An 11642-nucleotide genomic window follows, 5' to 3' on the forward strand; every position below is an offset into this window, starting at 1 on the left:
CCGGCCGGCACTCGATCTACCGGCCGTGGTGCTGAAATCCCGCGGGGCGATCAGCGACGCACCCGGTAGCAGACGTGAAGCACCCGGTTGCCCCGGATGACCACTTCGGGATCCTCCAGCAACCGCTGCCCGTGAACCGGCCCGAAGAACCGCTTGCCGGTCCCGAACACGACCGGCACGACGTCCATCCGCACCTCGTCGACCAGTCCCGCGGCCAGCACCTGGCCACCGACGTCCCCGGCGGCGACCTCGACCACGCGGTCACCCGCGAGCTCCTGCGCCTTCGCCACCGCTGCCTCGACCCCGTCGACGAAGTGGAACGGCGCCTCGGAGTCCCAGCCCTCGGGCGGCGGCCGGTGCGTCACGACGACCACGTGGTCGACCCCGGCGGGCGGCGCGCCGTCCCAGCCGTCCGTCAGGTCGAAGACGTGGCGGCCGGCGATCGTCGCCCCGATCCCGTCCCAGTACGGCCGGACGTGGTCGTAGGACGTCTGCGACACCTTCAGGACGCCGCCGGCGTCCAGCGGGACGTCGCCGCCGGTGAGCCAGTCGAACAGCGGTCCGGGCTGGTCCTTCTCGTCCGCGATGAAGCCGTCCACCGACACCGAGCTGTACATGACCACCTTGCCCACGGGCCCTCCTTTGCTTGGGGGTGCCCAAATTAGCCCGTCGTGCGCGGTGGCTCTTGTAAGAAATCAATCGGCGGGCAGCGGCCAGCCGTCCAGCACGTGACCGGGGTGTTCGCGCAGGAACCGCCGCCGGATTTCGACGTACCGGGTGGGCGTCAGCCCGGTGAAAGCCCGGAATTCGTGGCCGAAGTGGGCTTGGTCGAAGTAGCCCGCTCCCCCGGCGAGGCCGCTCCAGTCGATCGGCCCGGCGGGGTCGATCGCGAACACGGTCGCGGTGAAGCGGTGGGTGCGCGCCAGCCGTTTCGGCGTGACACCGACGAGCTCCTTGAACCGCCGGACCAGGTGCGTGCTGCTGACCCCGGCGGCCACGCTCAGGTCGCCGATCGCCACCGCCCCGCCGGCCGCCGCGATGACCCCGCTCGTGTGGCGGACCAGCTCCAGGCCGGCGGTCTCGGTCAGCCGTCGCAGCAGCTCCTCTTCGAGCAGCGTCAGCATCTCGTGCGGTCCGGCCGCCGTGGCCAGCCGGTCGCGCAGCTCGGCGACGGCGGCCCGGCCCCACACCTGCTCCAGCGTCACCGGCCGGTCACACAGCTCGCCCGCGGGCATCGGCAGGAACGGCGCCAGCCCCCACGGCTTCACGTGCGCGCCGACCGACCGCGTCGGGACCGGGTAGCCGAATTCCAGCGCGCGGGTGGGTGTGCTGACCACGCAGCCGTCGGCGTACCCGGCCGTCTCGGCGTCGGTGCCGCCGCGGATGCGGAACGGCGCCCCGAGGTTGACGATGAGAAAGGCCCCGGGCATCGGCGGCAGCATCAGCCGGGCATAGGGCGGCGCGCCCTCCAGGTAGTAGAGGTCGTCGATCAGCCCGTCCAGCGGCGGTCGCGGCACTCGGGACACGTACTCCACACCCCTAGCATCGCCCACGGGACGATGGCAGGCTCACGCCTGGGGTGCGAGGGGACGCTACGCGGGCGACGGCTGGACCATCAAAGCCGCGCCCCCGGAATGCGAGAGGTCGCTCCTGGACGGGGAAGCGCAGGTGATCAAAGACGCCATCGCGGGAACGCGCTGACCGGCCACTTCCGCGCTCCCCGTGAAAATGTCTTGTCGGCAAAGGTAAATTGAAGTCATGACGCTGTCCGGGGAACAGTGGTTGGCGCAGGTCTTCCGACCGGCCGTGGCCGGGGTGAGCCGGGTCCGGCGCGAACAGTCCGCCGGCGTGGTTTCCGTGGATCCGTTGCGCATGCTCGGAAGCCGGCTCACGGCGCAGGTCGAGGCCCTCGGTGCCACCGGGGTGCTCACCGACGAGCAGGAAAGCGCCGCGCTCGACGCCCTCGAGGAGGCCGGGATCAGGCCGGAAATCCGGTCGGTGACAGCCTCGGTGTCGTCTTCGACGGCCGGGGGCACCTTCGCTCCCGTGGCCGCGCGGACGGGATCGGCACCGGTCGTGGCCCCCGAGCCGGCCGAGCCGCCGACGTTGCGGGGTGTGCTGGCGGGGCCGCGGCACCTCGGGCACCTCGGCGGACGGCCGGTGACGCTGATCTCGGCGGAGCTGTGGAGCGACCGGATCCTGGTCGACCTCTACACCCACCCCGGCCCGGAGCACCACGAAAGGCGGGCCCAGGCCGCGCGCGAGCACCTGGAATGGCTGAACCGCCGACGCCGCGGGCAAGCCACCGACCCACCGGCCCGCACGGTGGCCGGCTCGCCACTGGCCGACGTCACCTGGGAACTCCGCGACGAGCAGGGCACGGCGTACCGCCGGACCGGCGGCTCGGCCGAATCGGGCGACCACCTCGACCGGCTGAGAATGCAGTGGTCTCCGGCGCCGCCTGCGCATCCCGGACGCCTGACCCTGCTCGCCGGCACGACCGCGCTCGAAATCCCCATCCCACGATCAACCACGTGACGCCGGGAGTCCGGCGTCCGAGCGCCGGCAACTGTCCCCGCCGTTCACGCACCGCAGTGTTCCGGCCGAGCAGCCGTCACGAGGCGGTTCGTGCCTGGGGGTGGCTCCTGATCTAGGGTGTGCGCATGATTCTGCGGCGTAGCCTGCTCGCGGTGCTGGCCCTGGGCGCGGCGATCGTCACCGGCTGTTCCTCGAGCGGTGACGCCACGTTGCCCGACGCCGGTGCCCTGCTCAAGGACAGCGCGTCGGCGGCGGGCGCCGTCACCAGCACGCACTTCACGCTGAAGGTCACCGGCACCGTGCCGGGCCTGAGCGTGCACAGCGTCGACGGTGACCTGACCAAGGCCAACGGCGGCGGCGCGAAGGGCACCGGCACGCTGGACCTGATGGGCCAGGTCGTCGACGCCCAGTTCGTCCTGGTGAACGGCTCGCTGTACATCAAGGGACCCACCGGCGGGTTCCAGCGGATCCCCGCCGCGCTGAGCTCCTCGATCTACGACCCGTCCGCGATCCTCGACCCGCAGCGCGGTATCCCGAAGGTGCTGGCCTCGGTCCAGGGCCCGAACACGGAAGGCACCGAAGACGTCGGTGGCACGCCGACGTACCGCGTCGCCGGAACGGTCCCGAAGGAGGCGCTGACCGCGCTGGTGCCGGGAACGGCCTCGAACGTGAACGCCACCTTCTGGCTCCGTCAGGACGGCGGCCACCTGCCGGTCAAGGCTTCGCTGGGGTACCCCGGCGGCGCCACCGTGGACGTCACACTGTCCGATGTGGACAAGCCGGTCACCGTGACCGCGCCGGCGTGACCGGGCCGGTCGCCTCGCGCGGCGGCCGCGCGCTCGCGGTCGGCGCCGGCGGGCTCGCCGTGCTGCTCGGCGCGCTGGACACCTACGTCGTGGTCGGCCTGCTGCGGCAGATCATCGACGACCTGAGCGTCCCGGTGAACCGGCTGGAGATCGTCACGCCGGTCATCACCGGCTACCTGCTCGGCTACGTGGCCGCGATGCCGCTGCTCGGCCAGTACTCCGACCGGTTCGGCCGCAAGCTGCTGCTGCAGGCCTGCCTCGGCGGGTTCCTCGCCGGGTCGGTGCTCACCGCGCTGGCCGGCACGGTCCCGCTCCTGGTCGCGGGCCGGGTGCTCCAGGGGACCGCCGGGGGCGCGCTGCTTCCGGTGACCCTCGCGCTGGCCGCGGACCTGTGGCCGGGGAACCGCCGCTCCGCCGTGCTGGGGGCCGTCGGCGCCGCGCAGGAGCTCGGCAGCGTGCTCGGGCCGATCTACGGGATCGGGCTGGCCGCCGCGACCGGCTGGCGCGGCGTGTTCTGGGTGAACGTCCCGCTGACCGTGCTGGCCGCCGTCGCGGTGCAGGTTTCCGTCCGGGGCGGCAAACCCGCCGAGCGGCCGCGCGTGGACCTCGTCGGTGTCCTGCTGCTGGCGCTCACGCTCGCACTGCTCGTCATCGGTTTGGACAACCCGAACCCGCGCGAGCAGGTGCTGCCGCCGTGGGGAGTGCCGTTCCTGATCGGTGCTGGGGTCGGTCTGGTCGCGTTCCTCTGGTGGGAGTCGCGCGCGGAAGTCCGCCTCATCGACACGGCGAACGTCTCACTGCGGCCGTTCTTCACGGCGCTCGGGACGAGTGTCGCCGCGGGGGCGGCGTTGATGATCACCCTGGTCGACGTCGACCTGTTCGCACAGACACTGCTGGGCCGCGACGACGGCGGCAGTGTCGAGCTCCTGCTGAGGTTCCTGGTCGCGCTGCCGGTCGGAGCGCTCCTCGGCGGCCTGCTCGCCACGCGAATCGGCGAACGTTGGATCGTCGGCGCCGGGATGCTGCTCGCCGCGGGCGGCTACCTCCTGATGTCCCGCTGGCCGGCGGACGTGCTCGCGGCCAGGTCCGTCCTGGGGCTGCCGCGCCTCGATGTCGACCTGGTGCTCGCCGGACTGGGCCTCGGCCTGGTGATCGCCCCGCTGTCGGCCGTGGCGCTGCGTGCGGTACCGCGCGCCCAGCACGGCGTCGCCTCGGCCGCGGTCGTGGTCGCGCGGATGACCGGCATGCTGGTCGGCGTCGCGGCGGTGTCGGCCTTCGGCCTGCACTACTTCCACACGCTGACGGCATCGCTGAACCCACCGATCCGGATCCTGTTCCCCACTCAGCCGGCCTACGACCGCGCCCTCGCCGACTACCTCGGCGCGGTCCGTGAGGCGCTGCTGACGGAGTACCGCGCGATCTTCCTGATCACGTCGGTGGTGTGCCTGGCAGGAGCGGCCATCGGACTGTGCATCGGCGGCCGGACGTCCCGAGGTGCTACAGCCGCTTCGAGGTGACCAAAGAAGGTCCGTGGATCCCGTCCACGTGTTCGCGCCCGACTTCGACGAACCCGAGCTTCTCCAGCACGCGGCGCGAGGCCGTGTTCCACTCCCACACCGTGGCCCACAACCGCTCGTACCCGGCCGACCTGGCCCAGTCCAGGACAGCCACCGCAGCCTCGGTCGCGTAGCCCCGCCCCCAGGTCCGGCGCAGCAGCTCGAACGCCAATTCCGGTCGTCCCTCGTCTTCCCCGATCACCCCGCAGTAGCCGATGACGTCGCCGACGGCCTTCCGCTCGACCGCCAGCAACCCCACGGACGCGCGAATCGCCTCCTCGAGCTCGGCAACAGTGGGATGCCCAGCGGCATCGATCCGCCGGTGCGGCGGCACTCGCGGATCACGTTCGGCCCACAGCTCACGCTGCACGGCAGCCTCGGCCACCCGCCACGGTCGAAGCACCAGACGCTCGGTCTCGAGGTCAACTGTCATGGAAGCAATCTCCCATGCGCAGGTTTCCGCCGGTTCCATAATGGTTTGCCGCCGCAGGAGAGCGGTGTCTACGTTCCGGTGATGCATTCGGAACTGCTGGCGGTGACCTTCGAAGCGGACAACCCGGCTGAAGCGGCCCGCTTCTGGGCCGGCCTGCTCGGCCGGGAAGTCACCGAGGACACCGGCGGTCTGCTGCTCCCGGGCGAGGACACCCAGCTCGGCCTGCGGTTCACCCCGGGCCGCGCCGGCCGCCCCGGCGCGAACCGGATGCACCTGCACCTGACCAGCACCGACCTCGACGACCAGCAGCACACCGTGGCCACGGCACTCGAGCTCGGCGGCCACCACCTCGACGTCGGGCAGCAACCCGAAGAGCCGCACGTCGTCCTGGCCGACCCGGCAGGCTACGAGTTCTGCGTCATCGAGCCCTGCAACGACTACCTCGCCGGCTGCGGCCCCCTGGGCGAACTCACCTGCGCCGGCACCCGGCAGACCGGCCTGTTCTGGAGCAAGGCACTGGGCCGGCCCCTGGTCTGGGACCGCGGCGAGCAGACCGCAATCCAGTCACCCCACGGCGGCACGAAGATCGCCTGGGACACCTGGGATGGCACACCCGTGACACCGGAGCCGAACCGCCAGCGCTTCGAACTGTTGCCGGCCGACGGCGACCAGCAGGCGACGGTCGACAGGCTGATCTCCCTCGGCGCCACCCACCTCGACACCCGCACCGACGGCACCGTCGTCCTGGCCGACCCCGACGGCAACGAGTTCTCCACGCACACCACAGCGGGGCGCTGACCGCTCCTGGCGCAGCTGCGGGCTCAGAGCCCCATCGTGTGGCGCACCATCCGGTCGAGCAGACGATCGGAGACCAGGTGCGTCAGCCGGGTCATCACAGCGGCGTCGCGACCGACGGTGTACCGGGTCCGCGGCCTGCGCTCCCGGATCGCCTTTGAGACGGCATCGGCGGCGACGCTCGCGTCCAAACCGTTGACGCCCCAGGCTTCTGTGGTGGCGCGGAAGGCTTTCGTGAGTCCGGTGTAGCGGGCTCGCTGCTCCGGGGTCATGCCCGCGATCAGCCGTTCCGCCGTGGCGTTTCCGCGTTCGGTCAGCTTGGTGCGGATCGCACCGGGAATGACCACGGCGACGGCGACACCGAACGGTTCCACCTCGCGGCGCAAGGAGTCGCTGACGGCTTCCATGGCGAACTTCGCGCCGGAGTAGGCACCGAAGCCCGGCATGGCGACCTTCCCGCCGGTGGAGCCGATGTTGACGATGCGGCCCTTGCTCCGCAGAAGAGCGGGCATGAGTGCCTGGACGACCGCCACCTGACCGAACACCGAGACCTCGAACTGCCGACGCCACTCGGCCAGCGGCAGCGCTTCGATCGGGGCGTTCACCGCGATCCCGGCGTTGTTGACCACCGCGCGCAGCGGACGGCGGTCCGCGCGAACCCGGTCGGCGAGCGCGGTCACCTGGCTCTCGTCGGTGATGTCGAGCAGCACCGGTTCGATGCGCCCGGCCGTCACCTCCGCGGCGGCCGCCTCGGTCCGGACGCCCGCCAGGACGTGGAAGCCGTCGGCGGCCAGCCGCTGCGCGGTCGCCCGCCCGATGCCGGTGCTTGCGCCCGTGACGATCACGAGTTCGGAGGGTGTGCTGGACTGGGTTGCGTTCATGGGATCACCCTGCGCCGCGGCCCGGGCGAGAGACAGCCACGGCATGTCCTGGTACAGCCGGTACCACCACGAACGAGGTCCGCTGAGCGCACAATGACCGCATGGACGATCTCGGGCGGGCACTGCGGACATGGCGCGATCGCCTCGATCCCGCGAGCGTGGGGATCCCGCACAAAGCGCCCCGCCGTGCTCCGGGCCTCCGCCGCGAGGAACTGGCCGTCCTCGCCGGCATCTCGATCGAATACGTCGTCCGGCTCGAGCAAGGACGCGCGGCCAATCCGTCCGCCCAGGTCTGCACCGCGCTGGGCCGGGCGCTGCAGCTGTCGGACGCCGAGCACGCACACCTCATGCGGCTGGCCGGACACTCGGCCGACCCGCACCGCGTCCCCCGGCTGATTCCCGGCAGCGTCCGCCGCCTGCTGGAACGGCTGGAGACCCACCCGCTCGCCGTGTACGACGCCACTTGGCAGCTGCTGCACTGGAACCCGCTGTTCGCCGCGGCGTTCGGCGACCCGACGACGGTGACCGAGGACCACCGCAACCTGGTGCTCATGCAGTTCGAGGGCATGCCGAACCCCGCGCGGTTCAGCCCCGGGGACCGGGCCGCGTTCGAACGATCCCTCGTGGCCGACCTGCGCGCCACGACCAGCCGGTACCCCGACGACCCGGACGTCGAGGCGTTGATCACCCGGCTGCAGCGGGCACCGCGCTTCCGGGAACTGTGGGCGGCCGCGTCGGTCGCCGAGCACCAGAGCGGGCACAAGCTGATCGAGCACCCCGAAGCCGGCCCGATCGACCTCGACTCCGACGTCCTCATCACCCAGGGCTCGAACCTGCGGGTCGTCGTCTACACGCCCCGGCCGGGCACCGACGCCCGGGAAAAGCTCGACCTCCTGGCCGCGACGGGCACCCAGCGAATGGCCGCCGACCGCAAGTGACCCCAGGACTTCCACGCGGAGTCGCAGACGGAAGGCCAGGCGGATCGCCCGCGCCGGTCCACCGGTCATCGTGCGGAAACGAGGATGCCGGAATCAGCGGCCTGTGGGACCGTTCGCCGGTGACTCCGAAGGACCCTCACGTCTCCGGCTGGGTGCCTGCTTTCCTGCCCGCCGACGACCAACTCGACCGGCAGGCCGCGCGGCTGCGGTCCCTGCCGGGGCATCGGATTGCCGAAACGTGGACAGTCTGGTCCCTCGAACACGACGAATGGTTCGCCGACCTGCCCGTTGTCCTGCGTCTGGATGACGGACCGCAACTCGAGGTCTGCTGGGAGCAGTTCGACCACCTCTCCATCACGTGGAACACCATCGACGTGGCAGTCACGCCTAGGGCCTGGGTGGAGTGGCCCCTGGAATGGCGGCAGGCTGCGCATCCCGCACTCGCGGCGATCGCGGACGCCACTGTGGACGAGGTAGCCGCGACCTCATCGCGTTTCGCGGCCGAAAACGCGGTCGGCACCAGAGCGACCTGGCTGACCACCGGTCTCTGGCTGAAGACCAGCCGCGGCGATCTCCACATCTTCAACGCCCTGGACGAAAACGGACTGGCAACCCACCGTCCCCGATGACTGGTCCGGCCCTCCCCGCCGGACGGCTATCGTTCCCGCGTGCTCGATCGCCTCAACGCCCGCGCCGCGGCCCTGCTGGCCGATGTGTTCGACTTCGACGTCGCCCGCCTGGATCCCGTCGAACCGGTGCGGCCGGCCTCCGGTGGCGCGCTGCGCGCCGTCGCCGGGGATGCATCCGGAGGCACCTTCTTCCTCTGCGGCGACGACGGACCCGTGCTCTACGCCAGCTCCGAAGGCAGCGCCGGAATCCTGGCCGCCGACCTCGAAGCCGCGATTCGCCTCATCGTCGCGATCCCGACCTGGCAGGACGTCGTCCCGCTCGCGCCCGATCTCGCCGCCATGCGGGCTTCCTTCGAAGCCTCCTACACCGAGATGCAGGAGTACGAACCGCGGATCGACCAGCTCCGCGCCGAAGCCGCCGCGGAGCTGGGGCTCGGCCCCGTTCCCCTCGATGAACTGCTGACGTCGCTGAGCGTCTGCCTCACCGAACTCTCGCCCGCCTACGTACTGCTCAACGAAGACGGCGACGCCTACGACAGCCTCTGAATCAGCCGCGCAGGGCGCTGCCGGCCTGCCAGGCGCTCCAGCTGATCGCCCAGTCGCCATGGCCGTTGTTGATGGCCAGCTGGGGGCCGCCCGAGTTGGTCACCTCGACGACGTCGCCGACGTTGAAGTTGTCGAAGAACCACTTGGCGTTCTCGGTGTTCATGTTGAGGCAGCCGTTGGAGACGTTGTCGCTGCCCTGCACGCCGACCGTCTTCAGGTTCTCGTGCAGGTACTCGCCGTCGTTGGAGATCCGGACGTTCCAGTTCTCCGGCGCCTTGTAGTAGCCCGGGTCGCCCTCGCAGACTCCGTAGCTGCAGGAGTCCATGATCTTGTGGTCTTCCTTCCCCAGCACGGTGTGCGTGCCGTTGAAAGTCGGCGTCGGGCCGCGCGGCGGGGTGTTCGCCGTCTTGCCCATGCTGGTCGGCGCGGTCTTCACCAGCTGTCCGTTGTGGTAGGCCTTGATCTGGTGGGTCTTGCCGTCCGCCTTGGCGATCCAGGAGTCGTGGATCTTGTAGGTGGCCGAGACGTCCTGGCCGCCGTACGAGCCGCCGCCGATCGGCGTGCCGAAGGTCGTCGTCTCGAGCTTCACCGTCGAGCCGGCCTTCCAATAGTCCTTGGGCCGGTAGTGCACCTCGCGCTTGCCCACCCAGTACCAGCCGCCCTCCTGGGCGGGCGAGGATGTCACCTTGAAGGACTTCTCCACGGTGGCCTTGTCGGTGATGTCGTGGTCGAACTTCAGGCCGATGACCAGGCCGACACCGAAGTCGCCCGACGGCGCCTGGAAGAGCGCGGGAGTGGCGACCGCGGCCGGCTTGATCGTGTGCACTTCCCCGCGCTGCTCGGTCGCCGCGCCCGCCTGGTTCACCGCGGTGGCGACCACCTGGTAGGTGGCCGCGTACCGGAGGTGGTCCTTGCTGGTCCACGTCGTCTTGTCCGGCGACAGCTCGCCTTCGACGGCGTTGCCGGTCTGCGGGTTCGTCACCGCGACCGCCTGCAACGTCCCCCCGGACGCCTTGACGACGATCGGGTCCTTCGGGCTCAGCTGGTCCCCGCCCTCGAACGCCACGGTCGCGGCCGGTACCCCGGGCGCTGTCGCCGTTCCGGCCGGGCCGGCCACCCCGACCGCCTGCGCGGTCCCCGCGGTCTCGGACTGTCCACTGCACGCCGCCAGCAGAAAGGCGGCCAGGCCGAGGCCGGCCATGCGGATCGTTCTCACGCTCATCGGACGCGCGAGGCGACCCGAAGTTGTGTAACGATCCGATTTCCCCGCCGGCGCGATGCCGTCGTTCACTTCCCGCCCTCCGCCCAGTCGGCGGCGGTCATGCCGTCGGCGTGGCCCGGGGGCCACTGGACGAGTTCGATCCGGCGCCCGTCCGGGTCGGCGACCAGGGTCGTCGTCGGGGCGTCGCCGCCGCCGTCGTGCACCGGGCCGACCGGCTCGATCCCGTGCTCCGCCAGCGCGCGGAGCGTGCCGGCCATCGATTCGACCTGCACGACGAGGTGGCTGACGTCGGTGCCGTGCTCGACCGGCCCGCCGTCGTGGACGAGTTCGACGGTGACGAACTCGTCGCCGGGGAGCTTGAGCATGGTGAGGTGCCCGATCGGCGTCTCGGCGACCTCGCCGACCACCTCGTAGCCGAGGGCGGCGTAGAACGCGAGAGACCGGTCGAGCTCGCTCACCCGCAGCGCGATGTGCAACGTCCTCAAGCGCGTTCCCTCCTCGAAGGTGGTGGTGCGGACCGCACTTCCCCTGCGGCCGCACCACCACCCGACGAACACTGTACCCGACCCTCGAACGGGTGTTCGACCGGGGGTGTCTGCCGGGTCCCCCGCACAAAGCGCCCGCTTACAATGGGGACGACCGCGCGGGCGGGCGAGCTGGGAGGATCACCGGATGACGATGTCGCTGTCGGCCGAACTCTGGCCGGACGTGCAGCCGGAGACCGCCCGGCGGCTGATGCTGGCCGGCGTCGAGGCCTTCGCCCAGCGCGGCTACCACGCCACCACCACGCGGGACATCGCCGGCGCCGCGGGGATGTCCCCCGCCGCGCTGTACGTCCACTTCCCCTCGAAGGCCGCGCTCCTGTTCGCCATCAGCCGGTACGGCCACGAGCAGACCCTCGCCCTGGTCGAGAACGTCGTCGCCAAGGAATCCGACCCGGTCGAGCGGATCCGGCTGATCGTCGAGGACTTCGTGGCCTGGCACGCGCGGCGCCACACCGTCGCGCGGGTCGTCCAGTACGAGCTGCAGGCGCTGCCGGAGCAGGAGTTCGAGGTGGTCGCCGAGCTGCGGCGCCGGATCGAGCGGATCGTGCGGGAGGTCATCGCCGAGGGCGCCGGGAGCGGCGTCTTCACGGTGTCCGACCCGCACGTCGCCGCCCGGGCCGTGCTTTCGCTCGGCGTCGACGTCGCCCGCTGGTACAGCGAGCGCGCCCGCCAGACGCCGGCGGCGCTCGGCAAGGAGTACGGCAGCCTGGTCCTGCGCATGCTCGGAGTAGCGGACACACCCTGACCGCTGTC

14 protein-coding genes are annotated in these 11642 nt (G+C 71.1%); 8 read left to right on the forward strand and 6 right to left on the reverse strand.

Going from position 1 to position 11642, the window contains the following annotated elements; translation table 11 throughout:
* Window positions 1–50: 50 nt before the first annotated feature.
* Complete coding sequence (locus H5965_RS42895) at window positions 51–632, reverse strand: dihydrofolate reductase family protein (RefSeq protein ID WP_310977039.1); 582 nt, start codon at window positions 630–632, stop codon at window positions 51–53.
* A 63-nt stretch (window positions 633–695) separates the two neighbouring features.
* Window positions 696–1517 (reverse strand): helix-turn-helix domain-containing protein, encoded by an 822-nt coding sequence (locus tag H5965_RS42900; protein ID WP_310977096.1) that lies wholly within the window; start codon window positions 1515–1517, stop codon window positions 696–698.
* A 241-nt stretch (window positions 1518–1758) separates the two neighbouring features.
* Here H5965_RS42900 and H5965_RS42905 point away from each other — a divergent pair, with 241 nt between their 5' ends.
* The 3 genes from H5965_RS42905 to H5965_RS42915 all read left to right on the forward strand — a co-directional run bounded on the left by H5965_RS42905 (window position 1759) and on the right by H5965_RS42915 (window position 4861).
* Window positions 1759–2538 carry a hypothetical protein gene (locus tag H5965_RS42905; RefSeq protein WP_310977040.1) on the forward strand — a complete coding sequence of 260 codons (780 nt, stop codon included), beginning with the start codon at window positions 1759–1761 and terminating at the stop codon, window positions 2536–2538.
* 125 nt (window positions 2539–2663) lie between these two features.
* Window positions 2664–3344, forward strand: a complete 681-nt coding sequence (locus H5965_RS42910) for an LppX_LprAFG lipoprotein (protein ID WP_310977041.1) — start codon at window positions 2664–2666, stop codon at window positions 3342–3344.
* Window positions 3341–4861 (forward strand): MFS transporter, encoded by a 1521-nt coding sequence (locus tag H5965_RS42915; protein ID WP_310977042.1) that lies wholly within the window; start codon window positions 3341–3343, stop codon window positions 4859–4861. Before H5965_RS42910 ends, H5965_RS42915 begins: the two co-directional genes overlap by 4 nt.
* Here H5965_RS42915 and H5965_RS42920 read toward each other — a convergent pair.
* Window positions 4842–5333, reverse strand: coding sequence for a GNAT family N-acetyltransferase (locus H5965_RS42920; protein WP_310977043.1), 492 nt, complete (start codon window positions 5331–5333; stop codon window positions 4842–4844). The genes H5965_RS42915 and H5965_RS42920 overlap by 20 nt on opposite strands.
* Window positions 5334–5414: 81 nt before the next feature.
* Between H5965_RS42920 and H5965_RS42925 the strand changes: the two genes are divergently transcribed.
* Window positions 5415–6131, forward strand: coding sequence for a VOC family protein (locus H5965_RS42925; RefSeq protein ID WP_310977044.1), 717 nt, complete (start codon window positions 5415–5417; stop codon window positions 6129–6131).
* 23 nt (window positions 6132–6154) lie between these two features.
* Here the strand turns inward: H5965_RS42925 and H5965_RS42930 are convergent, their stop codons facing one another.
* Window positions 6155–7009: an SDR family oxidoreductase gene (locus tag H5965_RS42930; protein WP_310977045.1), complete on the reverse strand. Its 855-nt coding sequence runs from the start codon at window positions 7007–7009 to the stop codon at window positions 6155–6157.
* A gap of 101 nt (window positions 7010–7110) precedes the next feature.
* On the opposite strand from H5965_RS42930, the gene H5965_RS42935 reads away from it, so the two are divergent.
* From H5965_RS42935 to H5965_RS42945, 3 genes are all read left to right on the forward strand, one after another.
* The gene (locus H5965_RS42935; protein WP_310977046.1) at window positions 7111–7947 is read left to right on the forward strand and encodes a helix-turn-helix transcriptional regulator; all 837 of its coding nucleotides are present in this window, start codon (window positions 7111–7113) and stop codon (window positions 7945–7947) included.
* Between the two features lie 119 nt (window positions 7948–8066).
* On the forward strand, window positions 8067–8576 hold the full coding sequence (locus H5965_RS42940; RefSeq protein ID WP_310977047.1) for a hypothetical protein: 510 nt from the start codon (window positions 8067–8069) through the stop codon (window positions 8574–8576).
* 39 nt (window positions 8577–8615) lie between these two features.
* On the forward strand, window positions 8616–9122 hold the full coding sequence (locus H5965_RS42945; RefSeq protein WP_310977048.1) for a hypothetical protein: 507 nt from the start codon (window positions 8616–8618) through the stop codon (window positions 9120–9122).
* Between the two features lies 1 nt (window position 9123).
* Here the strand turns inward: H5965_RS42945 and H5965_RS42950 are convergent, their stop codons facing one another.
* Both H5965_RS42950 and H5965_RS42955 read right to left on the reverse strand, forming a co-directional pair.
* Complete coding sequence (locus H5965_RS42950) at window positions 9124–10344, reverse strand: Ig-like domain-containing protein (protein WP_310977049.1); 1221 nt, start codon at window positions 10342–10344, stop codon at window positions 9124–9126.
* 65 nt (window positions 10345–10409) lie between these two features.
* Window positions 10410–10829, reverse strand: coding sequence for a VOC family protein (locus H5965_RS42955; protein WP_310977050.1), 420 nt, complete (start codon window positions 10827–10829; stop codon window positions 10410–10412).
* A 187-nt stretch (window positions 10830–11016) separates the two neighbouring features.
* Here H5965_RS42955 and H5965_RS42960 point away from each other — a divergent pair, with 187 nt between their 5' ends.
* Window positions 11017–11634, forward strand: coding sequence for a TetR/AcrR family transcriptional regulator (locus tag H5965_RS42960; RefSeq protein WP_310977051.1), 618 nt, complete (start codon window positions 11017–11019; stop codon window positions 11632–11634).
* The last annotated feature ends 8 nt before the right edge of the window (window positions 11635–11642 follow it).

Source organism: Amycolatopsis sp. 505 (assembly GCF_031625235.1).
Taxonomy (GTDB): Bacteria; Actinomycetota; Actinomycetes; order Mycobacteriales; family Pseudonocardiaceae; genus Amycolatopsis.

Excerpts from the sequence above, each read along its gene's own strand:
- H5965_RS42905 (WP_310977040.1), top strand. The coding sequence starts at position 1,759 with ATGACGCTGTCCGGGGAACAGTGGTTGGCGCAGGTCTTCCGACCGGCC.
- H5965_RS42910 (WP_310977041.1), top strand. The coding sequence starts at position 2,664 with ATGATTCTGCGGCGTAGCCTGCTCGCGGTGCTGGCCCTGGGCGCGGCG.
- H5965_RS42920 (WP_310977043.1), bottom strand. The coding sequence starts at position 5,333 with ATGACAGTTGACCTCGAGACCGAGCGTCTGGTGCTTCGACCGTGGCGG.
- H5965_RS42925 (WP_310977044.1), top strand. The coding sequence starts at position 5,415 with ATGCATTCGGAACTGCTGGCGGTGACCTTCGAAGCGGACAACCCGGCT.
- H5965_RS42930 (WP_310977045.1), bottom strand. The coding sequence starts at position 7,009 with ATGAACGCAACCCAGTCCAGCACACCCTCCGAACTCGTGATCGTCACG.
- H5965_RS42935 (WP_310977046.1), top strand. The coding sequence starts at position 7,111 with ATGGACGATCTCGGGCGGGCACTGCGGACATGGCGCGATCGCCTCGAT.
- H5965_RS42950 (WP_310977049.1), bottom strand. The coding sequence starts at position 10,344 with ATGAGCGTGAGAACGATCCGCATGGCCGGCCTCGGCCTGGCCGCCTTT.
- H5965_RS42960 (WP_310977051.1), top strand. The coding sequence starts at position 11,017 with ATGACGATGTCGCTGTCGGCCGAACTCTGGCCGGACGTGCAGCCGGAG.